This is a genomic window from Streptomyces sp. NPDC036822 (genome assembly GCF_055609145.1).
The window spans coordinates 87,371-110,457 of sequence record NZ_JBVJPY010000013.1 but is presented as its reverse complement, the minus strand read 5'-3'; the positions used below and the strand labels follow the sequence as shown (position 1 = coordinate 110,457).

17 protein-coding genes, 1 tRNA gene and 2 pseudogenes are annotated in these 23,087 nt (G+C 71.4%); 12 read left to right on the top strand and 8 right to left on the bottom strand.

The genetic code is table 11. From position 1 onward, the window contains the following. Positions 1 to 58 precede the first annotated feature (58 nt). Entirely contained in the window at positions 59 to 3,214 is a 3,156-nt protein-coding gene (locus ACZ68P_RS26485) for a CHAT domain-containing protein (protein ID WP_471010350.1), read from the top strand. 116 nt (positions 3,215 to 3,330) lie between these two features. Here ACZ68P_RS26485 and ACZ68P_RS26480 read toward each other — a convergent pair whose 3' ends face one another. Together ACZ68P_RS26480 and ACZ68P_RS26475 are read right to left on the bottom strand one after the other, a co-directional pair. Further along, a complete protein-coding gene (locus ACZ68P_RS26480) occupies positions 3,331 to 4,365 on the bottom strand; it encodes a hypothetical protein (protein WP_471010347.1) in 1,035 nt (344 codons plus the stop codon). A gap of 1 nt (position 4,366) precedes the next feature. Then, a complete protein-coding gene (locus tag ACZ68P_RS26475; protein ID WP_471010344.1) occupies positions 4,367 to 4,768 on the bottom strand; it encodes a hypothetical protein in 402 nt (133 codons plus the stop codon). Positions 4,769 to 4,987: 219 nt separating this feature from the next. Here ACZ68P_RS26475 and ACZ68P_RS26470 point away from each other — a divergent pair, with 219 nt between their 5' ends. The 5 genes and pseudogenes from ACZ68P_RS26470 (at position 4,988) to ACZ68P_RS26450 (ending at position 7,090) form a co-directional block, all read left to right on the top strand. Next, the gene (locus ACZ68P_RS26470) at positions 4,988 to 5,416 is read left to right on the top strand and encodes a VOC family protein (RefSeq protein WP_471010342.1); all 429 of its coding nucleotides are present in this window, start codon (positions 4,988 to 4,990) and stop codon (positions 5,414 to 5,416) included. Between the two features lie 9 nt (positions 5,417 to 5,425). After that, positions 5,426 to 5,532, top strand: a pseudogene (locus ACZ68P_RS26465) (IS5/IS1182 family transposase); the annotation flags it as partial. A gap of 139 nt (positions 5,533 to 5,671) precedes the next feature. Then, complete coding sequence (locus ACZ68P_RS26460) at positions 5,672 to 5,815, top strand: hypothetical protein (RefSeq protein WP_471010340.1); 144 nt, start codon at positions 5,672 to 5,674, stop codon at positions 5,813 to 5,815. Positions 5,816 to 6,090: 275 nt separating this feature from the next. Further along, complete coding sequence (locus ACZ68P_RS26455; RefSeq protein WP_471010338.1) at positions 6,091 to 6,615, top strand: GNAT family N-acetyltransferase; 525 nt, start codon at positions 6,091 to 6,093, stop codon at positions 6,613 to 6,615. Between the two features lie 199 nt (positions 6,616 to 6,814). After that, positions 6,815 to 7,090, top strand: a complete 276-nt coding sequence (locus tag ACZ68P_RS26450) for a hypothetical protein (RefSeq protein WP_471010335.1) — start codon at positions 6,815 to 6,817, stop codon at positions 7,088 to 7,090. Positions 7,091 to 7,094: 4 nt separating this feature from the next. Here ACZ68P_RS26450 and eno read toward each other — a convergent pair. Next, a pseudogene (gene eno, locus ACZ68P_RS26445) lies at positions 7,095 to 8,396 on the bottom strand (phosphopyruvate hydratase); the annotation flags it as partial. A gap of 176 nt (positions 8,397 to 8,572) precedes the next feature. Between eno and ACZ68P_RS26440 the strand changes: the two are divergent. The 5 genes from ACZ68P_RS26440 to ACZ68P_RS26420 all read left to right on the top strand — a co-directional run bounded on the left by ACZ68P_RS26440 (position 8,573) and on the right by ACZ68P_RS26420 (position 15,161). Next, a complete protein-coding gene (locus ACZ68P_RS26440; protein WP_471010333.1) occupies positions 8,573 to 8,995 on the top strand; it encodes a MarR family winged helix-turn-helix transcriptional regulator in 423 nt (140 codons plus the stop codon). Positions 8,996 to 9,342: 347 nt separating this feature from the next. Next, positions 9,343 to 9,987 carry a dihydrofolate reductase family protein gene (locus ACZ68P_RS26435; protein WP_471010331.1) on the top strand — a complete coding sequence of 215 codons (645 nt, stop codon included), beginning with the start codon at positions 9,343 to 9,345 and terminating at the stop codon, positions 9,985 to 9,987. A gap of 197 nt (positions 9,988 to 10,184) precedes the next feature. Further along, positions 10,185 to 11,276: a PP2C family protein-serine/threonine phosphatase gene (locus ACZ68P_RS26430; protein WP_471010328.1), complete on the top strand. Its 1,092-nt coding sequence runs from the start codon at positions 10,185 to 10,187 to the stop codon at positions 11,274 to 11,276. Between the two features lie 572 nt (positions 11,277 to 11,848). Continuing rightward, positions 11,849 to 14,446 carry a rifamycin-inactivating phosphotransferase gene (gene rph / locus ACZ68P_RS26425; RefSeq protein WP_471010325.1) on the top strand — a complete coding sequence of 866 codons (2,598 nt, stop codon included), beginning with the start codon at positions 11,849 to 11,851 and terminating at the stop codon, positions 14,444 to 14,446. A 238-nt stretch (positions 14,447 to 14,684) separates the two neighbouring features. Next, complete coding sequence (locus tag ACZ68P_RS26420; protein ID WP_471010323.1) at positions 14,685 to 15,161, top strand: hemerythrin domain-containing protein; 477 nt, start codon at positions 14,685 to 14,687, stop codon at positions 15,159 to 15,161. A gap of 102 nt (positions 15,162 to 15,263) precedes the next feature. On the opposite strand, the gene ACZ68P_RS26415 is transcribed toward ACZ68P_RS26420, so the two are convergent. From ACZ68P_RS26415 to ACZ68P_RS26405, 3 genes are all read right to left on the bottom strand, one after another. Continuing rightward, positions 15,264 to 15,731: an ankyrin repeat domain-containing protein gene (locus ACZ68P_RS26415; RefSeq protein ID WP_471010554.1), complete on the bottom strand. Its 468-nt coding sequence runs from the start codon at positions 15,729 to 15,731 to the stop codon at positions 15,264 to 15,266. A gap of 287 nt (positions 15,732 to 16,018) precedes the next feature. After that, positions 16,019 to 16,666, bottom strand: a complete 648-nt coding sequence (locus ACZ68P_RS26410; protein ID WP_471010321.1) for a dihydrofolate reductase family protein — start codon at positions 16,664 to 16,666, stop codon at positions 16,019 to 16,021. Between the two features lie 219 nt (positions 16,667 to 16,885). Further along, positions 16,886 to 16,959: transfer RNA gene (locus tag ACZ68P_RS26405), tRNA-Met, on the bottom strand. A gap of 265 nt (positions 16,960 to 17,224) precedes the next feature. Between ACZ68P_RS26405 and ACZ68P_RS26400 the strand changes: the two genes are divergently transcribed. After that, the gene (locus ACZ68P_RS26400; protein ID WP_471010320.1) at positions 17,225 to 19,093 is read left to right on the top strand and encodes a rhamnogalacturonan lyase; all 1,869 of its coding nucleotides are present in this window, start codon (positions 17,225 to 17,227) and stop codon (positions 19,091 to 19,093) included. On the opposite strand, the gene ACZ68P_RS26395 is transcribed toward ACZ68P_RS26400, so the two are convergent. Together ACZ68P_RS26395 and ACZ68P_RS26390 are read right to left on the bottom strand one after the other, a co-directional pair. Next, complete coding sequence (locus ACZ68P_RS26395; protein WP_471010318.1) at positions 19,080 to 20,426, bottom strand: glycoside hydrolase family 10 protein; 1,347 nt, start codon at positions 20,424 to 20,426, stop codon at positions 19,080 to 19,082. The two genes, ACZ68P_RS26400 and ACZ68P_RS26395, sit on opposite strands and share 14 nt — an antisense overlap. Continuing rightward, positions 20,411 to 23,080, bottom strand: coding sequence for a cellulose binding domain-containing protein (locus ACZ68P_RS26390; RefSeq protein WP_471010316.1), 2,670 nt, complete (start codon positions 23,078 to 23,080; stop codon positions 20,411 to 20,413). The genes ACZ68P_RS26395 and ACZ68P_RS26390 overlap by 16 nt, the downstream gene beginning before the upstream one ends. Between the last annotated feature and the right edge of the window lie 7 nt (positions 23,081 to 23,087).

The following is a 23,087-nucleotide window of genomic DNA, read 5'->3' as shown; positions in this document are numbered from 1 at the left end:
GGCGGGGCCATCATCGAAGCCTCGGCGGCGTGGGGAACCGACGGCAGGGGGAGGGCATATGGGTCAGCGCGAGGACATGCTCGCGGCGGTCAGGGAGCGGGTGGACCGCGTCACCGCCACGGGTGACGGGTCCGCGGTGCTGGATCCGGCCACGTTGATGCTGTCGCAGAGTCTCGCGGCCGCGTGTGACGCGGGCAGCGGGGCCGATCTGGAGGTGGAGTACGCCTTGGGGTGGCTGCACTTCCACCGGGTGCGGTCCCTGCCCCCGGCGCAGACGGAACCCGACCGTCGACTGGCCGTCCGGCTGCTGGTCTGGTGCTACATCAAGGGCGTGAAGGACATGGGCGAGTTGCCGCAGGGTCTGCTCGCCCCGCTCGCCAAGGCGGCGCTCCCGTTCGCGGCGAGCACGCTGGAGCGCGCGCGGGCGACGATGGACCCGGCGGGCGAGCGGCTGGCGGAGACCCTCTACCGGCGCATCCTCGCTCATCTCCCCGAGGGGGGTCCCGAGCACGCGCTGTGCCTCTCCCACCTGAGCATCGTGCTGCTGCTGCGGTACGGCCGCACACGGGCGACGGCGGACGCGGACGAGGCGGTGGAGGCGGCGCGTACGGCCGTGCGGGCCTCCGCTCCGCATCCGCCCTTGCCGGCCGCTGCCCTGAACAACCTCGGCATGGTCCTTCGGGCGCGTTTCGAGCACTCGGGGGTGCCGAAGGACCTGGACGAGGCCGTGGATGCCTTGCGGGATGCCGTGGTGGCCGCCGACGCCGACGCGCCCGGCCGGGCGGGCAGCCTGCTCCAGTTGAGCCGCGCTCTGGAGGTTCGGTACGAGAACACCGGCGCGCTCGCGGATCTTGACGCGGCCGTCGACACCGCCCGCACCGCCCTTCGCACCGCCCCCGACCACCCCGACCGCTCCTCTCATCTGGCCACGCTGGGCGGTGCGCTGGCGGTGCGGTACGAGCGCACCGGGGTTCTGGCGGACCTGGACGAGGCGGTGGAGACCGGGCGTGCGGCCCTCCGGTGTGTCCCCGAGGGATGGCCCCATGTGGCACCGCACCTCTCCAGCCTGGCGGCCGCCCTGGTGACGCGCTTCCAGCGCACGGCCGTACGGGCCGACCTCGACGAAGCCGTCGAGCTGAGCCGCGCCGCCGTGCGAAGCCTCCCCGCCTACTACCCTGCCGCCGATCACGCCCTGTATCTCTTCGCCCTCGCCCGCATGCTGCTGGTGCGGGCCGAGCACGCCTCGACGGCGGCCGGCGACCTGGACGAGGCGGTCGCGGCCCTCGATGCCGCCCTGGACGGTACGCGCGACGACCACCAGCACCGGACGGCGTACCGAACCCATCTCGGCGGCGCCCTCCTCCGGCGGGCGAAGGTCTCCGGCAGCGCACAGGACCGGGAGAGGGCGCTGGCCGAGCTGCGGCAGGTCGCCGAACACAGGGATACGCCCCCGCGGATGCGTGTCGCCACCGCCCGCACGGTGGCGGAGCTGACCACCGCCTCCGATCCCGCCCGCGCCGCGGCGCTGCTGGAACGGGCCGTCATGACGCTCCCCGAGGTGGCGCCGCGCCGCATCGGCCGGGGCGACCGGCAGCACGCGCTCGGCACCCTCGCCGCCGGCCTGGCCGCCGACGCGGCCGCCCTCGCCCTGGCCGACCCGAGCGTCGCCGAGACCGACCGTGCCGCGCGGGCGCTGCGCCTGGTCGAGGGCGGGCGGGCGGTGCTTCTGTCGCAGGCCTTGGACACCCGGAGCGATCTCACGGCCCTGCGGGCACGGCACCCGGCCCTGGCCGCCCGCTTCGTGGAGCTGCGCGAGGCACTGGACCGGGACGCCGCGCCGGCGCCGTCGGCCGGCGACGGGCCGCCGGGTAGGGGCGCAGGGGGCGCGAGGGGCGGCGGTGACCGGCACCGGCTGGCGGAGGGGTTGTCGGAGGTGCTGGAGCGCATCCGGGCCTGCGAGGGGTTCGCCGGGTTCGGGCTGCCACCCCGCCTGGACCAGCTCGTGGCCGAGGCGGCGCACGGACCCGTGGTGACGTTCACGGTCAGCCGTCACCGCAGCGACGCGCTGCTGCTCACACGGGACGGCGTCTCCTCCTGCTCGCTGCCCCTCCTCACCGAAGAGGCCGTCCTGCACCGGGCCGACAGCTTCTACCGCGCGCTGGAGGACGCCACCGCACCGGACCGTGACCGCGTCGCCGCGCAGAAGACGCTCCGCGGAGTACTGGAGTGGCTGTGGGAGGCCGCGGCCGAACCGGTGCTCAACGCCCTCGAAGCCCTGGGGCACGCCCTGCCGCCCGCGCACGACGGGGAGGGGCTGCCCCGGGTGTGGTGGGCTCCGGGCGGGCTTCTGGGCCTCCTGCCCCTGCACGCCGCGGGCTTTCACATGGACACGGCCACCGGCACGGATCCGGGCGGGCGGCGCCGTACGGTCATGGACCGCGTGGTCTCCTCGTACACCCCCACGGTCCGCATGCTGAACCACGCCCGTCGGCCCCGGCCGGCGGCCGCCGGTGACGTCCGGTCCCTGGTCGTCGCCGTGCCCGACGCTCCCGGCCTCCCCCCGCTGCCGCACGTGGCGGAGGAGGCCCGCCGCGTACGGGACCTTCTGCCGCACCCGATCGACCTCACGGCACGCGAGCCGCACGCGCCCCACGGGCCTCTCGTGTCCACGGAGGAGCGTGCCCGCCCGGAATCGGCCGGTGAGGCCTCCACCACCACAACCGCCGCGGTCCTGGCCCGTCTTCCGCTGTGCGCCTTCGTCCACTTCGCATGTCACGGCGCCACCGACCACACGGATCCGTCGCAGAGCCGGCTGTTCCTCCACGACCACCGGACCGCGCCGCTGACGGTGTCCGCCTTCGCGGCGGCCGACCTCGAACACGCGCGGCTGGCCTACCTCTCCGCCTGCAGCACCGCGACTCCCGGCGGGCCCGACCTGCTGGAGGAGGCCATCCACCTCACCAGCGCGCTGCGAGTCGCCGGATTCCCGCACGTGGTGGGGACGTTGTGGTCGGTCGACGACCGGATGGCCGCCGAGATCGCCGAGTCCTTCTACCGGCACCTGGGCGCCGACGCCGTCGCAGGCACCGACCGCCGTCCTGATCCGGATCCCGACCGCGCAGCCGTCGCCCTGCACCACTCCGTGCGGGCGGTGCGGGACCGTTACCCGGCGACGCCCTCCCTCTGGGCGGCCCATCTGCACTCCGGCAGGTAGCCGACCTGCAGGACGGGTGACGCGGCGCGCGCCATCCGGGCGAAGCCGCGGAGCACGGGCGTCGTCAGGAGGGCGAGCAGCGGGCGGAGGGAGGGGCATCGCGCGGAGCACGGGCATCACCGCGCCCGTGCCTCATCCGTGCCTCCTCCGCCCGGGACGGTCTCGCTCCGCGGTGTCGTCAACGGGATCAGGTGCCCCTGTCCTTGCAGCAGGAAGGTGAGCTCGCGGCCGATGCGCCGGTCGAGCCGCTGGGGTTCCTCACCGTGCACCAGGCCGTGCAGCCGGGCGAGTTCGACCGCGTGGAGCCTCGTCGCCGCCTCCAGGACCTGGGCGTAGTGGTCGGTCGCCGCCCGGGTACGCCGCCAGCCGGTGAGGACGAGGACCGCAGCGGTGACGAGCCCGGGCCACCACAGGACTCCGACGCCGGCGTACAGCACGCCCCAGCCGGTGAGGGTCGTCGTACGGCTCAGTTCACCGCGGGCCTCGGTGAACTCGGCGCGTGTGGCATCCGGAAGGCACAGTCGCAGGTGCGGCCAGACGGTGGCGGGATCGAGGTCGTACTCGCGGCGCAGGCGGACCGCCACGGCGGCGACGCGGTCGCCCATCCACGTGGGGCAGGTGGGCCGTTCGAGGGCGATACGCGCGATGCGGCGCTGCTGGTCCGCCAGGGACGGAACGTCGGCGGGGGCGGTGAGTGAGGAGGTCGTGGGCGCCTGCGGTTCGAGAGCCCGCCGCCGCGCGCGGCGTTCGACCTCGGCCCTGCGCCGCCGGGTCAGTTCGTCCCAGCGACCGGCACGTGCCGCCACCCGTCGGTGGGCGAGCCGGCGCAGCGGGGCGGGCCAGGCGTCGCAGTCGACCGCCACCCAGACCCGTTCGACCCCGGAGCCGATCGCCTGGGCCACCACACCCACGGCCGCCGCGCCCAGCAACCCCGCGATCAGCACCACGGCCAGACTGCCGACCGAACCGGCGCGCGGCGACGCGGCCAGGGCGTCGACGTGCCGGACGAGCCGCGCCACGTCGAGCGCGTGCGCGTGCCCGAGAAACCGTCCCGCGGCGAGTACCGCCAGATACAGGGCCCCGGGCAGGACCAGTGCGGACACCCAGCGCTCGGCCAGGCGCTTGCCGATCTCGGCCAGCAGCCCGCCCACGTCAGACCCTCGCCCAGCGCAGGGCCTCCCCGGACAACGAGCACGTCGGCGGCGTCTCGCGGGTGCCGTCCGGCCACCACAGGCGCGAGCAGCGGCCCGCGGGGCAGAGGAACACGACATCGACCGGGTCCGCCGCCGGCAGAGGATCCGGGCGGGACCCCGGCGCGCGCAGATCATTCCCGTACAAGCCGGCGGCGTCGCCGCACCGCAGCAGCGTCTCGTGGAGCTCCTCCAGAACCGGCTCGACGTCACCGTCGGCGCGTACTGCGGTCAGGAGCCGATCGAGTACGGCCTCGTCGCCGGTCTCCCGCAGCAAGGCCCGCCGGTCCTCCCACTCGGCACACAGACGGGCCAGCGCGTCCTTCGTCCGTACGCGCCCGTCGACTGCGCTCTCGTCGGCCATCACGGTCTCCCCCCGGTGTCGCCCACTCTGCCCCCGAACGCTACCCGCTCCCCCGGGCCCGGCAACCGGCGCGGGCGGGTCACCCCGGCGGGCGTCCATGCCGGCCGACAGCGCCCGGTCGGCCGGCTCGTGAGGCGCCGATCGAGCGCCCGGGCGCACCCTGTGGGCTGTACCGGTGGGCTGCGACGCCAGGCGCGTCGGTCTCGGTAGGGTGCGCCCATGGCAGAGATCAAGAAGTTCCAAGTGACCTTCGACTGCGCAGAACCGGAGCGTCTCGCTCGCTTCTGGTGCGAGGTGTTGGGATACGTCGTACCACCGCCGCCCGAGGGGTTTGCCACGTGGGACGACTACAAGCGTTCGCAGGCACCCGAGCAGCAGGGCGCGTGGTTCGCCTGCATAGACCCCTCAGGCGTGGGCCCACGGTTGTACTTCCAGCGCGTACCCGAGGGGAAGGCCGTCAAGAACCGTGTGCATCTCGATGTGCGGGTCGGCACCGGCCTCGTGGGTGCGGAGCGCCTCGCCGCGCTTGAGGCCGAATGCGAGCGGCTGATTCCTCTCGGTGCGGTTCACGTGCAAACGCTGTACGACGGCAATGACGCGTGCATCCCGATGCTGGACATCGAGGGCAACGAATTCTGCATCGACTGAGCACGCTCCGATCTGCCGCCGCGGTTCGGCAAGGGGAGGGCGCGGTTCATGATCGTCATCGCGGATGGTCGGCGGACGGCACGTGGGGCACGCTCCGGCGGGCCGTCCGGGCCGACCGTCGACCAGGACCCTCAGGTAGCAGCGGCATTTTTCCTTTTCTGTATGTTTTGCGACTTTTGCGCGAGGGAATCGTGCGGAGGTGCCGGTCGCTCTCGGCCCGGCCCGAGCCACGCAGACAGCGGAAGGAAGCAGATCGTGAGCAAGATCGGCGGAGCTTTCAAGCTCATCCGAGGCATGAAGCAGGAAGCCGACGGCAAGGCACTGAGCGACCCGCGCCTCCGGGACGCCGGCCGCCGCCTCGCAGCGGAGGGCCACAGCGAATTGCACCGACGCCGGTGACCCGCGGCCTGGGGTACGTGGCGCAGAGATGTCGCCCGCCGACGCCTCCGGCCGGAGTCCGCTGAGCGCGACGACGTCAGCGGTGCCCGGGCGCGGTGGGAGCCCTCCGAGGCCGGACGAGTCGAAGGATGAAGTCCTGTTCAGGAGGGGCCGGTTCGCGCGCGGGAGGTGGGAAACCGGAGGTGCGGGCGCGAGCACGTCCCGCCCAGGGCGTACCCGCCCACGATTGGCGCATCCACCATGGCCAGGCTGACCGCCCTTGCGACGATCGCCGCGTGAGCGATGTACGTTTCCGTCGCGCCGAGGACACCGACCTGGCCACTGTCGTGCGTCTGCGCGACGATGCCGCCCGCTGGATGCTGGCCCGGGGCGTCACGGGCCAGTGGCGGCCCGGCGAGTTGGGCAGGGATCACTTCCACCGGATCCTGCGGAGCGGGGAGGTGTGGCTCGCGACGGTCGCCGATCGTGTGGTCGGGGCCTGGGAGCTGTGGTGGGAGGACGAGGACGCCTGGGGGCCGCGGCCTCCGACGGCCGGCTATGTGCACCGGCTGATGGTGGACCACGGCAGTGTCCCGCCCGGCACCGGCCGGCATCTGCTGCAGGCCGCGGAGCGACGCGTGGCCGAGGCGGGTCGAGAGTGGGTACGTCTGGACTGCCTGGCCGACAACGGCCGTCTGAACGCGTACTACCGCGACGCCAGCTATCGGATGGTCGGACGCAAAGCGGGCAAGCCGCAGCCGGGTGGGGCGCCCAAGTCGTTCACGCTCCTCGAGAAGTCCGTACGGGACGGAACGGCATAGCAGCCGTCTGCCCACAGGCCCTCTCCCGAAGATGGCAACGCCTCGCGTGACAGCGGCGGCAAGCGCCGGTCGGTGAGGGGCCGCGGAGCGTGAGTCCCGCGTTCACCCGCCGAGGAGCGGCTGGGCGGAGGAGTCACCCCGGCAGCCGGTTGGGCGCCACATTTAGGCCCGGCCCTCCACGACCGGGCACAGTTGACCCATGCCTCTCCGGATGACCTGGTCGGTCGCACCCATCGCCTCGGCAAGCGGGAACGTGGACGACATCGAGGGAGCCCTCGAGGCGTTCGACAGGTCGGTACTGCGGATACTGGACGACTTCCAGGTGGTCACCGGTGTCCGCGCGGCAGCCCTGCGCGGTTCCGCGCGGATCATGCGGGAGCAGATGCTCAGCGAGGGCCGCGCCGCCGTGGGCCGGGGAGTGCGGTGGACGGCCCGCGTGGGCGAGGTCGAGGTGACGTTGAGCCCGGAGCGGTAGCCGACCGACGCAGTGCGGAGCGGCCCGCGTAGCGTGCGGCCCCGCCCAACTCCTCCTCGATGCGTATCAGCTGGTTGTACTTCGCCGTGCGGTCGGAGCGGGAGAGTGAGCCGGTCTTGATCTGGCCGCATCCGGTCGCCACGGCCAGATCCGCGATCGTGGTGTCCTCCGTCTCGCCGGAGCGGTGCGACATGACAGCCGTCCAGCCCGCCTGGTGGGCCGTGGCCACCGTGGCCAGCGCCTCGGTCAGGGTCCCGATCTGGTTGACCTTCACCAGGACCGAGTTGCCGACGCCCGTACGGATGCCCTCGCGCAGCAGCGTCTCGTTGGTGCAGAAGACGTCGTCGCCGGTGAGCTGGCAGCGGTCGCCGACACGGGCGGTCAGCTCGCGCCAGCCGTCCAGGTCGTTCTCCGCCATCGGGTCCTCGATGGAGACGATCGGGTAGGCGTCGATGAGCTTGGCCAGGTAGTCGGCGTTCTCGGAGGGAGTACGGCGTACCCCCTCGCCGGCGTAGTCGTACACCCCGTCACGGAAGAACTCCGACGACGCGGGGTCCATGACCAGGCCGATGTCCGTGCCGGGGCGGTAGCCGGTGCGCTCGATGGCGGTCATCACGAAGTCGAGCGCTTCCTCGGCGGTACGCAGGGCGGGCGCGAAGCCGCCCTCGTCACCCACGCCCGTGGAGTGACCGGCGGCCAGCAGATCGCGGCGCAGGGTGTGGAAGACCTCGCTGCCCAGGCGGACGGCTTCGGCGAAGGTGCCCGCGCCCACAGGCGCGATCATGAACTCCTGGAAATCCAGCGGATTGTCGGCGTGTGCACCGCCGTTGACGATGTTCATCATCGGCAGGGGCAGGAGATGGGCGTCGGCCCCGCCGAGGTAGCGGTAGAGGGGCTGGCGGTGGGCCGCCGCGGCGGCCTTGGCGGCGCCGAGGGAGACGCCGAGGATCGCGTTGGCGCCGAGCCGTGACTTCGTGGCGGTCCCGTCGAGGGCGGCCAGTGCGGCGTCCAGGCCCGCCTGGTCCGCCGCGTCCCGGCCGCGCACGCACGCCGCGATCTCTCCGTTGACGTGGGCCACTGCCCGGTCGACGCCCTTGCCGTGCCAGCGCGCGGAGTCTCCGTCGCGCAGTTCCACGGCTTCGCGGGCACCGGTGGACGCGCCGGAGGGGACGGCTGCGCGCCCCATGGACCCGTCGGCCAGGACGACGTCGACCTCGACTGTGGGATTGCCCCGGCTGTCGATGATACGGCGGGCGATGACGGTTTCGATGGCGGCGTTGACGGTTCCGACTGTCATGGCGGACATGGGAGGTCCTTCGCGTTGTCGTGTGTCGTGGCCCTGGCTGCGACAGCGCTGGCGCTGAGCCCGACAAGCCGAAACCCTACAGCAAGGCTGTTCAGTTTTACTGTTCAGTTTGGCTGCACAGCGTCGCTGTACAGGTCAGGTGCACAGCTTGGCTGACCAACGGGGTAAAGTGCCCTATGCCCACCCCGGAAGCCGCCGCCATCGCCGCCGAACTGCGTACCGCGATGGGCAAGCTCACCCGACGTGTCACACACGAGGACCGCATCCCGCTGGGCCAGGTCGCCGTCCTGGGCGCACTCGACCGCGACGGCGCCATGACCACCAGCGATCTCGCCGCCGACCAGCGCGTACGCCCCCAGTCGATGGCACGGGCGGTGGGGCTGCTCATGGAACAGAACCTGATCACACGGCGCTCACACCCCACGGACGGCCGCAAGACGCTGGTCGAGCTGTCGGACGCGGGCCGGGCCGCGCTCGAAGCGGAGCGCAGCCGCAGGGCCGGCTGGCTCGCGCAGGCGATCGAGGCCGAACTCACGCCCGAGGAGCAGGCGTTGCTGGCCCGAAGCGCCGCACTGCTCGAACGGCTCGCCACCCGTTAGCCCCTGACAGGAAACGCCCACGACGCCCCGACGCCCACCTGTCGGCTCGGCCGGAAGCCCGACCACGGCCCGTACGACGACGGCCGAAGGCTTGCCAGGTCGGGGGGCGCTTCTGCCTGGTGGAAGGCCCTCCACTGCGCCGGCCATGCGCTCCGCCGGGCCGCTCCAGCCGGATCGCCGCCCGCCCGCTGACCGCCACCCGGGCCCGAGACACGACTTCCGCCGCCGGACAACGAGGCACGCTGGGCTCGACGGGTGGGCCGGAAGCCCTCTCGGTCGCGGCGATGAGTCCGCGGGCACCCGGCGGTCTATCTCTTGGGGGAAAACCTACTCATCGGGAGCAAGCCATGGGCCTCATCCACATCGAACTGTTCGCGACCCTCGATCTCGTCGGGCAGGCCCCCGGGGGCCCCGACGAGGACCCGGTGGGGTTCCCGTTCGGCGGCTGGCAGGCGCCCCTGCTGGACGAGGCTGCCGGAGCGCAGGTCAGTGCCGCATACGAGGGCACGGACGCCCTCCTGCTCGGCCGGCGGACGTACGACATCTTCGCCGCCTACTGGCCTCACCAGGAAGGTGGCGTGGACGACGAGATCGCCACGCTCTTCAACAGCGTCCCGAAGTACGTGGCCTCCCGTGGCACGCCCGACCTCTCGTGGGCCGGGTCCACGCAGCTCGGGCCGGACCTCGCCGCCGCGGTGCGGGAGATCCGCGAGCGGCACGAGCACGTGAAGGTCGTCGGAAGCCTGAATTTCGTGCAGACCCTCCTGCGCGAGAAGCTCTTCGACCGTCTCGACCTCTGGCTGCACCCCCTCACGCTCGGCGTGGGGAAGAAGGTGTTCGACGACGGCACGGTACCCACCAACCTCACGCTCCTCGAGCCCCCGGCAGCCGGCCCGAAGGGCACCGTGTATCTGCGCTACGGGCTCGCCGACGGCATTCCCGCGACCGGCGACATGAGCGCACCCGATCGCGGTGCCGGAAGCGACGACTGAGGCACGACGCGCCTCGCGGGTCCGTGCCGGACCGCGCCTCATGACGACCCAAGACCTTCACCTGGCAAAGGTTGACCAGTGAAGAAATTCCTGGGCGGAGTCGGGCCCGCACACACTCACGCACCGTGGAGCAGGGCATCCGGAGGACCCAGCCCATCGAAGCGCTATGCCCGTATTGCCCAGATATGGTGGTAAGCGTGATCGAGTCTGGACGGCCGCGGCACCGTCGGCGTTACGGCCGCGGAAGGTTCGTGCGGCTGTCGCCGGTCCTTCTGACCGTCGTCATCGCCAGCCTGGCGTACGCCACTCCCCCGGAGCTGGCCTTCAGCCGCCTCCTGCCCGCGGCGCCGGCCCTCGCCGCCGCCATGTGGCCGGTGCTTCCCACCGTCCTGCTCGGTACGGTCTGCCTCATCCTCATGATCGGCCTCGGCATGGTCTTCCCCGACCTGGGGACGTGGTGGACCGCCGCGGGAATCATCGCGGTCACCGTGGCCGCGGCGTACGGGAGCCATGTCCGGCTCCTGCGGGAGCGCACTCTCTTCCAGGTGCGGCTCGTCGCCGACGCTGCGCAGCAGGTCGTGCTGAGCCCCATGCCACGCCGCTTCGGCAGCGTCGAGATCGAGTCCCTGTATCTCGCGGCCGCGGCGGAGGCCCGCATCGGCGGAGATTTCTACGAGGTGGTCGACACGCCCTTCGGAGTCCGGCTGCTCATCGGTGACGTGCGGGGGAAGGGCCTGCCGGCGGTGGGGGCGGCAGCGGCGATCGTCAACGCCTTCCGGGAGGCGGCTTACGGTGAGAGCGACATGGTCGACGTCGCACGCAGGCTGGACGCCAGCAGTACCCGTTACAACGCCGCCTTCCCACCCGAGGGGCCGATGGAGCGCTTCGCCACCGCCCTTCTCGTCGAAATCCCGCATGAGGGCGGGCGTATCGACATCCTCAACTGCGGACACCCTCCGCCGCTGCTCCTGAACCGCGGGAAAGTCCGCGTCCTGGAGTCGGCCAATCCCTCGCCACTGCTCAGTCTCGCGGAGCTGATCGGCGATCAGTACAACATCGACACCTTCAGCCTCGCCCCCAACGACCTGCTCCTTCTCTACACCGACGGCATCGCCGAGGCCCGCGCCCGCGACGGTGAGTTCTTCCCGCTGACGGCCTGGATGCGCCTCCAGCCCCAGACACCACCCCGCGAGCTGCTCACGACTCTCCACCGCGATCTCCGCCGATACACCAAAGGCCGCCTCGACGACGACATCGCCGCCCTCGCCGTACGCCTGAGCGAGCCCTGAGCTACAAGGTCCCCCTGCGGCCCGTCCGCTGCCCGACACGGGTGGCCTCGGCTCCCCGCCCGAAGGCGCCGCCGTTGACTCGGACTACTCCAAGCGGTGCCGCAGCACGCCCTCGTGACGCCCGACGGCGTTCAGCGCCGCTCGGGCCACATCTTCCGCCTGCCGCCGCTTCTTGCCCTTAGTCCCGCCCGGCCCCCCTGATGATGCCTCGCGGGGGTGGTCCCAGACCACATCAAGGCGTCAGTTCCGGAACAGGGCAAAAGAAAAAGGCAGGAGATCCTCTCCTTGCCTCTCCCAAGTTATAGCGCACCGGGGGGCTTGCGGCAAGGCCGGGGGCGGGGCGCAGAATCATCGGGTCAAGTCCACCACCTGCGGAAACGGCGCTCACCCGGGGCGCTGTGCTGGGCAGGTGCCCCCACTGACGGAAGAAGACCGACCTGCCGAAGAGAACACAACGACGAATGACGCCTGGGCCGATCAGAAGGCCGGTCGAGCCGGCGGCGCCCGGTGCGGCGCCCTGTCGGTGTACAGCACAGCCGAGCAGCGGAGCACGCTGCCACGAAAGGATCGCAGTGATCGAGCAGTACGTGTGGGATCTCCGAGGGATCGACGAGTCGCAGGTCGCGGCCGTCGGTGGCAAGGGTGCGCACCTGGGCGTGCTGTCCCGGATCGACGGCGTCCGCGTGCCGGTCGGCTTCTGCGTGACGACCGAGGCCTTCCGGCGGATCGTGACGGGGGATCCGGCGCTCGAGCGTCGGATCGACGAGCTGACGCGTACGGACCCGGACGACCGTGACGCGATCCGTGCGCTCAGTGCGGAGATCCGCCGGATTGTCGAGGAGATCGCCGTCCCGGACGACATCGCGGCGGCGGTCACCGGCACACTCGCCCGGTTCGGCGAGGAAGCGGCCTACGCCGTCCGCTCCAGTGCGACGGCGGAGGACCTGCCGACGGCCTCCTTCGCCGGCCAGCAGGACACCTACCTGAACGTCGTGGGTCCGCAGGCGGTCCTTCGGCACGTCAGCCGGTGCTGGGCCTCGCTGTTCACCGAGAGGGCCGTGACCTACCGTCAGCGCAACGGCATCGACCACCGTACGGTCCACATGGCCGTGGTCGTGCAGCGGATGGTCTTCCCGCAGGCGGCGGGCATCCTGTTCACCGCCGACCCCGTCACCGGCAACCGGAAGGTCGCCACCGTGGACGCCGGTTTCGGCCTCGGCGAAGCCCTGGTCTCCGGCCTGGTGAACCCGGACGTCTTCACCGTGCGAGACGGCGAAGTCATCGCCGAGACGATCGGCGCGAAGCGGCTCGCCGTACGGGCCTTGCCGGCCGGCGGTACGCGGGAGACGGCGATCGACGCACGGCAGCAGGACCAGCCGGCCCTGACGCGCGCACAGGCCGTGCGGCTCGTGGACCTCGGGCGGCGGATCGAAGCGCACTTCGGCCGTCCGCAGGACATCGAGTGGTGCCTGGTGGACGACGACTTCCACATCGTCCAGAGCCGGCCGATCACGACGCTCTTCCCCCTTCCCGAGGTCGGTGACCAGGACAATCACGTCTACGTCTCCGTCGGTCACCAGCAGATGATGACCGACCCCATGAAGCCCCTGGGACTTTCCATGTGGCAGCTGACCGCCATGGCGCCGATGCACGCGGCCGGCGGCAGGCTCTTCGTCGACTCCACCCGCGCACTGGCCGCGCCCGCGAGCCGCGCCCATCTCCTCGGCCTCATGGGAAGGTCGGACCCGCTGATCACGGACGCGCTGCAGACTCTTCTCGACCGGGACGATTTCGTGCCCCTTCTCCCGGACACGGTTCCCGGCGGGCCGCCGGTCGGTGGTGCGCCTGCCCCGATCGAGACCGATCCTGCCATCGTCACCGAACTGATCGAACGCAGCCGGAAGTCCATCGCCGCCCTGGAGCGCGACATCCAGGGCAGGAGCGGACCGGAGCTCTTCGACTTCCTGCGGGAGGCCTTCCAGGAGCACAAACGAGTCCTCAGCGATCCGCTCAGCATGCAGGCGATCATGGCGGGGATGGAGGCCACGTGGTGGCTCAACGACAGGCTGCAGGAGTGGCTCGGCGAGAAGAACGCGGCTGATGCGCTCACGCTCTCGGCCCCCGACAACGTCACCTCCGAGATGGGTCTGGCTCTGCTCGACGTCGCCGACGTCATTCGCCCCTACCCGGAGGTGGTGGCGTTCCTGCGGGACGTCCAGGACGACGACTTCCTGGACGAGCTGGCCAAGCTCAGGGGCGGACCCGAGGCGCGCGATGCCATCGAGTCCTACCTCGACCGGTACGGCATGCGCTGTGTCGGCGAGATCGACATCACGAGGCCGCGTTGGCGCGAGCGCCCCGCCACGCTCGTGCCCGTACTCCTCGACAACGTCAGGAACTTCGCGCCCGGGGCCGCCGCGAGGCGCTTCGAGCAAGGGCGGCAGGAGGCGCGGAAGAAGGAGCGGGACGTACTGGCACGCCTGCGGGTTCTACCGGACGGGGCGCAGAAGGCCGACGAGACCAAGCGGATGATCGACCGGGTTCGCACCTTCGTCGGGTACCGGGAGTATCCGAAGTACGCCATCGTCTGCCGCACCTTCCTCTACAAGCAGGCGCTGCTGGAAGAGGCCGAACGCCTTGTGCAGACGGGCGTGCTCGCCGACAGGGAGGACGCCTTCTACCTCACGTTCCAGGAATTCGACGACGTCGTACGCTCCCGGCAGGTGGACCAGCAGCTCATCCAGCAGCGGAAGGAAGATTTCCGCTCGTACCACGCCCTCACTCCGCCACGGGTGCTCACCTCGGACGGCGAGGCCATCAACGGCGCGTACCGTCGCGATGACGCACCGGCCGGTGCCCTGATCGGCCTGCCGGTTTCCACCGGGACCGTCGAAGGACGGGCCCGGGTCGTCCTCGACATGGCGGAAGCCGAACTGGAGGCGGGCGACATCCTGGTCACGACGTTCACGGATCCCAGCTGGTCGCCGCTGTTCGTCGGCATCTCGGGCCTGGTGACGGAGGTCGGCGGCCTGATGACCCATGGCGCGGTAATCGCTCGGGAGTACGGCCTTCCGGCCGTCGTGGGCGTGGAGCAGGCCACGCGCCTGATCCGGGACGGGCAGCGAATCCGCGTGCACGGCGCTGACGGCTACGTCGAGATCCTGTCCTGACCGACGACATGCCTTCCCCCGTTGTGCGCGGTCGCCCTCGCGTTCGATCACGACCTACAAGGGCTCTGCGTACGGGTCAGAGAAGCGGCTCCTTTCAGGCGCACGCCGACCCTGCCTGCGAGGGGATTGGTCCACTTGGGCGGCATCGGTGCGCCTCTGCGGCAAGGAATCGCTTTCCGCGGGTAGGCGATGTCCGCAAAGACGTCTCCCTCGTGAACCGTATGCCCGGAGGATGTTCATGGACGCGATCGTGCTTCTGCGTGACGACCACAAGACCGTCGAGAAGCTCTTCAAGCAATTCGAGAAGACCGGGGACGAGGACACGGGCGAACGGCGCAAGATCGTGGATCAGGTCATCGAGGAGCTGACCGTCCACGCCTGGATCGAGGAGCAGATCTTCTACCCCGCCGCCCGGGAAGCCGCGCCGGAGACCACGGACCACATTCTGGAGAGCGTCGAGGAGCACCACGCGGTCGTCTGGATGCTGTCCGAGCTCAAGAACATGGACGCGGCCGACGAACGGTTCAAGGCGAAGATGAGCGTCCTGATGGAGAACGTCCGCCACCACGTCGAGGAAGAGGAGAAGGAATGGTTCCCCGACGTGCGCAAGGCCATGGGACGCAACCGGCTCACCGAGGTCGGCGAACGATTGGAGGCCGAGAAGCAGAAGGCGCCGCGGGACCCGCTGGCCACTCCCAGCGCCGGCAGCCGATGACACCGGGGCCCGTTCAAGGACGGGCCGCACCTGCGCGGGGGCAAGTCCTGCACGGCACAGGGCTCGGCGGCTGAAGCTGCACACGTCCCCCAGGCTGCCGGATCACCGCGCTCCCATGGCGGGCGGACTCCGCGAAGTCCGCCCGCTTGCCGCTGTAGTGGCGTACGACAGCACAAGGGCTGCGCCCACGACAGAACGACAGCACCACCACCGGCAGGTGGGCGCATGTCCATGGTTCCGCCCGCCGTGGCGGCCTTCGTCCCAGTTCATCAACCCTTGGGCGCCCGTCGGGGCCCCGGCCGCCAGCAGGGCCCCGACCACCTTGGCGTCAGGGCGCATGGCCGCCAGGAGCAGTGGCGTCAACTCGCCGTACTGGCCCGCCAGCCGACATGGATCCGCCCCGGCCGCGAGGAGCAGGCGGACGGTCTCGGTATGTCCCCCGCTCACCGCGAGCTCCAACGAGGTACGCCGCACGCTGTTCGTCGCGTCCACGGCGGCTCCCGCCGCCAGCAGCCGCGCCACCGTAGTCGTGTCACCGTTCTCGGCGGCACGTGTCAGCTGATGCGGCATGTCCATCTGGGGATCTTCTCCGACTGTCCGACGTCGCCGGCAATCGGTCCGGCTTTCATGCCCTCCGAGAACCCAGCCCGTCGCACCGGAACATGTCCAACCGCTCCTCGCGTCCGAACGGCGGCCTCGGCCCGGCAGTCGGCATCCCCGGTCGGGAATCGCCTCCACCCGGGTCCGGGCGGCGCAGCCGCCGAGGTCGGCGGGCCGCCCGAAGCCCGACTCGGCGGCCCGCCTCGGGGCGGGCACCGGCAGGAACGCCGCCTGCCGGTGCCGGCCCCGAGGTCCGGTCACCTGCGCCAGAACAGGTGGTGCGTCACGCCACTCGGGCTGGGCACGACCTCCAGGTGGAACCGGTCGAGCAGCTCATCGGGTGACTCCCAGAGCCGTAGTCCGGAGCCGAGTTTCACGGGCGAGACCGCCACGTGCAGGGTGTCGACGAGGTCGGCGTCCAGGAACTCCCGGATGGTCGTCACCCCACCGCCGAGCCGGACGTCCTTGCCCTGCGCCGCCTCCCGCGCCTGCTCCAGGACCGCGGCCGGATCGCCGTCGACGAAGTGGAACGTGGTGTCGGAGAGCGTGAACGAAGGACGCTTGTGGTGCGTCAAGACGAACACCGGGGTGCGGAACGGAGGCTCCTCACCCCACCAGCCGAGCCACTCGTGGTCACTCCAGGGCCCGCGCTGGGGACCGAACTTGTTGCGGCCCATGATCTCGGCACCGATGTTGCGCGCGTAGTCGCGCGTGAAGTAGTCGTCCAGGCCCCGGCTGCCTCCGGGATCGGTGCGCATGGGCCAGCTCGCCGTGGCACCGGCCCAGGCGAACAGCTTCGACGGGTCGATGGCGCGGCCGAACGGACTCTCGAGGCTCTGGTCCTCACCGGCGCCGATCCCGTCGCTCGAGACGTTGAAGTTCTGGACTCTCAGCAGCTGAGCCACGTGTTCCTCCTGTGTTGTCGGCAACGGTGGTGAGACTCTCCGGGCCGCCGAAACTCATCGCTGCATCCGTGACCGGTCGGAAACGGGAGCAAACCTTCGCCCCCGACGGCGAGCGACCCCCGGCTCGCAGCGAAAACAGCCGGACGCGGCCAACGGCAGCCGACCGCGGCCGCAGGAACGCGAAAGGGGCCCGGCTGATGCCGGGCCCCTTCCTTCTCGTAGCGGGGACAGGATTTGAACCTGCGACCTCTGGGTTATGAGCCCAGCGAGCTACCGAGCTGCTCCACCCCGCGTCGGTAATGCCACTCTACACACAATCCGTAGGGCCGCCTGACCAACGCACAGCCGGCCACGGACGAGAGGGGCGGCCCGCGCCTCTTCGGTGAGGCCAGGCGCCCCGTCCGGAGGCCTGCCGCAGCGGCCACCCCACCGCGCCGGCCACCCGCACGAAGGCGGAGCCGCCTTCCGACGCATCGAGGCCTCGCTCATCCCGGGCAACCAAAGCCGGACCGGCGACCACTGTGAGGTACGCAACGCTCTCTTCCCTCAGGAGGAATCGTGCAGCACCCGCACCCCCACCCGTACCGGCCCCGCGCCCTGCTCGCCGCGCTGTGCGCCGGGGTCGTCGCCGTCGCCGGGCTCACCGCCACCGCCGGGAGCGCGTCCGCCGCCGTCGCCCGGCAGGCGGAGCGACTCGACCGGGGCGTCGCCAGCGTCCACACCGGGACCGGCAACCTGGTGAGCTGGCGCTGGCTGGGCACCGACCCGGACGGCGTCGCCTTCAACGTGTACCGAGCCGGTACGAAGGTGAACGCCACGCCCGTGACCGCGTCCACCAACTACTTCCACGCCGGTGCGCCCAGTCACGCCGACTACACCGTCCGCGCCGTGGTCGGCGGGGTCGAGCAGGCCGACTCGACGCACGCCGTCCAGTTCCGCACCGGGTACAAGGACGTGCCGATCAGCGCCCCGGCAGGCGGAACGACGCCCGACGGGGTGGCGTACACCTACGAGGCGAACGACGCGTCCGTCGGCGACCTCGACGGGGACGGCGCGCTGGACTTCGTCCTGAAGTGGCAGCCGACCAACGCCAAGGACAACTCGCAGGCCGGATACACCGGCAACACCATCGTCGACGGCATCAGACTCGACGGGACGCGGCTGTGGCGGATCGACCTCGGCCGCAACATCCGCTCGGGGGCGCACTACACCCAGTTCCAGGTGTACGACTACGACGGCGACGGCCGGGCCGAGGTCGCGATGAAGACCGCCGACGGGACCGTCGACGGGCGCGGCACGGTCATCGGCAGCGCCTCCGCGGACCACCGCAACAGCAGCGGGTACGTGCTGGCGGGGCCGGAGTACCTGACCATGTTCGACGGGCGGACCGGGGCCGCGCTGGGCACCACCGGCTACGTCCCGGCGCGCGGCACCGTCTCCTCGTGGGGCGACGGCTACGGCAATCGGGTCGACCGCTTCCTCGCCGGCACCGCCTACCTGGACGGTGCGCGACCCTCGCTGATCATGGCGCGGGGGTATTACACGCGGTCCGTGATCGCCGCCTGGGACTGGCGCGGCGGGCAGTTCACCCGCCGCTGGACCTTCGACTCGTCGAGCTCCACGAACGCCGGCAAGGGGTACGACGGGCAGGGCTCGCACAGTCTGTCCGTCGGCGATGTGGACGCCGACGGCAGGGACGAGATCGTGTACGGGTCGATGGCCGTCGACGACAACGGCAGTGGTCTGTGGACCACGCGGACCGGGCACGGCGACGCCCAGCACCTCGGCGACCTGGACCCGGGCACGGCGGGACTCGAGTACTTCAAGGTGTCCGAGTCGACCTCGCAGCCCGCCGAGCTCTACGTCAACCCCGCGAACGGCACCGTCCGCTGGCAGCTCGGCGCCTGCTGCGACAACGGGCGCGGGGTCGCCGGGGACATCCACGCCGGGAACGACGGCGCGGAGGTGTGGTCCTCCTCCGACAGCTCGATACGGGACGAGGCCGGGGCCGCCAAGGGACGCGAGCCCTCGTCCGCGAACTTCCTGAGCTGGTGGGACGGCGACACCTCCCGCGAGCTGCTCGACGGCACCCGCGTCGACAAGTACGGGACGGGCGGCGAGACCCGGCTCCTCACCGGCGCGGGCGTGGCCTCCAACAACGGTACGAAGGCCACGCCCGCGCTGTCGGGCGACATCCTCGGTGACTGGCGTGAGGAGGTGGTGTGGCGCACGAGCGACAACACCGCGCTGCGGATCTACTCGACGCCGTACGAGACCGGGACGAGGATCACGACCCTGCTGCACGACACCATGTACCGCACGGGGCTCGCCTGGCAGAACACCGCCTACAACCAGCCTCCGCACCCGAGCTTCCACATCGGAAGCGGGATGCGGACGGCGCCGCGGCCGCTGATCACGACCCCGTAGTACAGAGGAGTCCGGCCGGGGCCGGGTTCGTCCCCGACCGGACTCCGTTGAGTCCGAAGGTCACCGAACCTCCGGTCGGGACGGCCGCGTTGTACGCGGCGTTCACGGCCGTGACCTGACTGGCGGACTGGGTGACCGTGGCGTTCCACGCCTGGGTGACCCGCTGGCCCGCACCGTAGTCCCAGGTCGCTTTCCAGCCGTCGAGTGGCGCCGTACCGGTGTTGCGGACGGTGAGTGCGGCGGTGAAGCCGCTGTCCCACTCGTTCTGCACCGTGTACGTCACCGCGCAGGAGGAGCCGGACGGGGGCGGATCGCCGCCCCCGGTCCAGCCGAGCGCCTCCGCGATGCCCGTGTACGCCGGCTTCGGTACGTAGTTCTCGTCGTACGGGGTCGCCGCGCCCTGGCCGGGGAAGGTGCCCGGGATCCAGGAGTCGGAGTCGGCGAAGCCCCAGACGGTCACGCCCACGCATCGCGCCACGGCCAGGCAGGCCGTGGTGACCGTCGCAAAGTCGGCCTTCTGCTGGGCGAGTTCGGCGTCGGTGACGGGAAGTGCCATCCGGATGTCGAGCTCGGTGACCGCCACGTCCAGGCCGAGGTCGGCGAAGCGCTTCAGGTTCGCCTCCAGGGTGGCGGGCACCTGGCCGATGATCAGGTGAGCCTGGAAGCCGACGCCGTCGATCGGGACGCCCTGGGCGATCAGCCGCTTGACCAGCGCGTAGAGCCCGTCGCTCTTCGCGCCGAGGCCGTCGGTGTTGTAGTCGTTGACGTAGAGCTTCGCGTCCGGGTCGGCGGCCCGGGCCGCGCGGAAGGCGTCGGCGATGTACGACTCGCCGAGCTGCTCGTACCAGAGCGACCGGCGCAGCGAACCGTTCTCGTTCAGCGGCTCGTTGACCACGTCCCAGTAGTCGACGCGGCCCTTGTAGCGGCCCGCCTCGGCGGCGATGTGGTCGGTCATCAGGGTCCGCAGCTCGGCGGCGGGGAACCCTCCGCCCGTCAGCCAGGACGGCAGCTGGCTGTGCCAGACCAGGGTGTGGCCGCGCACCTTCTGCCCGTGCGCCTCGGCGAAGTCGACGACCCGGTCCGCGCCGGACCAGGAGTAGGAGCCCCGGGTGGGCTCCACGGACTCCCATTTCATCTCGTTGCCGGGGGTGAGGGAGCCGAACTGCTCCCCGGCCAGTTCCCCGTACGTGCCGGTCAGCTTGGAGGCGGTCACGGCTGTGCCGTACGTGATGCCGCGGGTGTCCGCGAGGTCGCGCAGGACCGGTCCGTCGGCCAGGAGGGGCAGGACGCCCACCGTCGCGGCGAGCACCGCGCTTGTCAGGAGACGGAACACGACGCACCTCCCAGGGTGAAGGCGGTCGGGGTGCCGTTCGTCCCCGACCAGGATCCGGTGAAGCCGAAGGAGACCGAGCCGCCGGGCCTCACTCCCCCGTTCCAGCCGAGGCTCGACGCGGTGACGGCCGCCCCGGACCGGCCGGGCGTGGCGTTCCACATCTGGGTGACGCTCTGTCCGTTGGGGAAGGTCCAGCCGAGGGACCAGCCGTTCCAGGCGGTCGTGCCGGTGTTGGTGAGGGTCACGTCCGCCTGGAAGCCGCCGGACCACTGGTTGGTGATCTTGTACGTGGTCGAGCAGGCGCCGGAAGGCGCGGGCGGGTCGGTGGGGTCCGTCGGGTCGGTGGGATCCGTCGCCCCTGCCGTGTCGCCGTAGATGACGCCCCGCCCGTTCGTGGACACGTACACCCGCCCGTACACACGCGGGTCACCGGTGATCGCCGCACCCGTCCAGCCCCACTGGTGCGCGTCGTCGTTGATCCGCACCCAGCTCGCGCCGGCGTCGGTGGAGCGGAAGATGCCGCGGACGCCGCCGATCTTCGCGCTGGTGTAGAGCGTCTGGTACGCGGCCCCGGGAGCGGCCTTGCCGAAGCCGATGGTGTCGGCCTGTTCGACGCCGCCGATCCTGCTCCAGTGCGCGCCGCCATCGGTGGAGTGCCACAGGCCGTAGGTGGAGTCCGTGGAGCCGCCCGCGAGCCAGAGGTCGCCGGCGGTGCCCGGGACCGCCTTGAAGCGGACGTCGCCCTTGACCGGGAGGCCGGTGGCCCGTGTGGTGAAGGACACGCCGCCGTCCGTGCTCGCGTAGAACGTCCCGGCCTTGAAGCCGTAGAAGCGGCGGGGGTCCACCCGGTCCGACTCGACGACCGCGCCCGCGGGGAGGCCGGTGGCGGCGGTCCAGGGACCGGAGCCGCCCGTGCCGGTCTGGACTCCGGCCGTGCCGTCGGGGCTCCAGACGTAGCGGCTGCCGTCGGCCGACGCCGCGACCGTGCCGCCGCCCGTGACGCCCGCGGGGTCGGTGCCCGGCGACCACGTGGCGCCGTTGTCGGAGGAGAAGGCGATGTGCGGGCCGCTCTCGGCGTGCCCGGCCCGCACGACCCGCGCGGGCGCGGTCTCGGCGAAGTCCAGGCTGGTGGTCGAGGTGAAGTTCGGCCCGGTGTACATCATCGGGGGGACGGCGGTGAGATCAGTGTGGCGGAACCCGCCGATGTCGCCGAGGGCGCTGAGCAGCGGGGCACCGGTCGGCGGGGAGGCGAGGTCGTTGACGGCGGTCTCCTCCAGGCCCTTCACCATCGGTCTGATGGTGAAGGTGGCGCCGGTGTCCCACTCGGTGAGGTCCTCGGTGCCGTAGACGGTGGCGCCCGTCCCGTACATCATCCGGTTCGAGTCGAACGGGTCGATCTCCAGCGCCTCGGTCATCCACCCGAGCTTCGGGGTCTGTTCGGGCGGCGCGGGGCTCGCGCCCCAGCTCAGCCACGGGACGGAGGAGACGTCCATGGTGTAGCGGTTGGCGCGGGTCGGGTACGAGCTGTAGTCCCAGGCCTTGGTCCAGTGCGCGCCGCTGTCGGTGGAGCGGAAGATCTGGGTGTCGGGCCACCAGGAGCTGTACGCGGCGACCATGACGGTGCCGGGGTTCTGCCGGTCGACGGTGAGTCCGCTGAAGCCGTGGTAGGTGTCGGCCTCGGCGACGGGGCTGATGTTCGTCCAGGTGCCGGTGGCCGTGGCGTACCGCCAGACCATGCCCTTGCCCCCGTCGTAGGGTCCGGCCCGGTCGCTGTAGGCGAGGTAGAGGTAGCCGTTCGCCGCGTCGAGGACGCCCTTGTGGGCGAGGTGCCCGGTGGGCTGGCCGGGGAGACGGGTCCAGGTGGCGCCCGCGTCCGTGGAGCGGTAGACGGCGTTCTCGGTGTCGGCGACGCCGACGTAGACCGTCCGGGTGGCCGCGCCGGCCGAGCCCGTGGACTCGTCGAAGGTGACCCAGACGATTCCCTGGTTGTCGGAGTTGTAGCCGCTGGTGTCCGTCGGGTCCTGCCGGAAGTTCCCGGGGTTGGGGAAGGAGGTGACCTGCGCCCAGGTGGCGCCGGAGTCGGTGGAGCGCCACAGGCCCTTGCCGCTGGGCGCGCCGAGGTACAGCACGCTGTTGCGGTGCGGGTCGATCGCGAGCCGCTCGCCCATGCCCCGGCCCGGCATGTTGCCGCCGAGCTTGAACGGCAGATCGGCCTTACGCCAGGTCGCGCCCCGGTCGGTGGAGCGCAGGACGGCTCCGTTGCCCGGGTCCCAGTCGTTGGTGTACGTCCCCACGGCGGCGTAGACCCGGTCGGGGTCGACGGAGTCGGAGGCCAGACCGATCACTCCGGTGTGGCCCCAGTGGTCCCAGTCGACGGCGTCGAGGAGCGGGGTCCAGGACTTCGTGGCCTGTTCCCAGCGGTAGGCGCCGCCGATGTCGGTACGTGCGTAGGCGAGGTTCTTCTCGGACCGGTTGAAGACGATGCCGGGGACGAAGCCGCCGCCGTCGATCCGGGCGTTCTTCCAGGTGTACGTGTCGGCGGCCGCCGGGGACGGGGCCGGTGCCGTCTCCGCGTGGGCGGTCGGTGGCAGGGCGCCGGTCAACAGGCCGACGGCCAGGGCGAGCCCGGCCAGCAGGGGGCGTCTTCTGCGCATGGAGTTC

What these genes read in the sequence shown, in the direction of transcription:
- ACZ68P_RS26470 (WP_471010342.1), top strand. Translation starts at nt 4,988, where the DNA reads ATGGCAGAGATCAAGAAGTTCCAAGTGACCTTCGACTGCGCAGAACCG.
- ACZ68P_RS26485 (WP_471010350.1), top strand. Translation starts at nt 59, where the DNA reads ATGGGTCAGCGCGAGGACATGCTCGCGGCGGTCAGGGAGCGGGTGGAC.
- ACZ68P_RS26440 (WP_471010333.1), top strand. Translation starts at nt 8,573, where the DNA reads ATGCCCACCCCGGAAGCCGCCGCCATCGCCGCCGAACTGCGTACCGCG.
- ACZ68P_RS26435 (WP_471010331.1), top strand. Translation starts at nt 9,343, where the DNA reads ATGGGCCTCATCCACATCGAACTGTTCGCGACCCTCGATCTCGTCGGG.
- ACZ68P_RS26415 (WP_471010554.1), bottom strand. Translation starts at nt 15,731, where the DNA reads ATGCCGCATCAGCTGACACGTGCCGCCGAGAACGGTGACACGACTACG.
- ACZ68P_RS26475 (WP_471010344.1), bottom strand. Translation starts at nt 4,768, where the DNA reads ATGGCCGACGAGAGCGCAGTCGACGGGCGCGTACGGACGAAGGACGCG.
- ACZ68P_RS26420 (WP_471010323.1), top strand. Translation starts at nt 14,685, where the DNA reads ATGGACGCGATCGTGCTTCTGCGTGACGACCACAAGACCGTCGAGAAG.
- ACZ68P_RS26450 (WP_471010335.1), top strand. Translation starts at nt 6,815, where the DNA reads ATGCCTCTCCGGATGACCTGGTCGGTCGCACCCATCGCCTCGGCAAGC.
- ACZ68P_RS26390 (WP_471010316.1), bottom strand. Translation starts at nt 23,080, where the DNA reads ATGCGCAGAAGACGCCCCCTGCTGGCCGGGCTCGCCCTGGCCGTCGGC.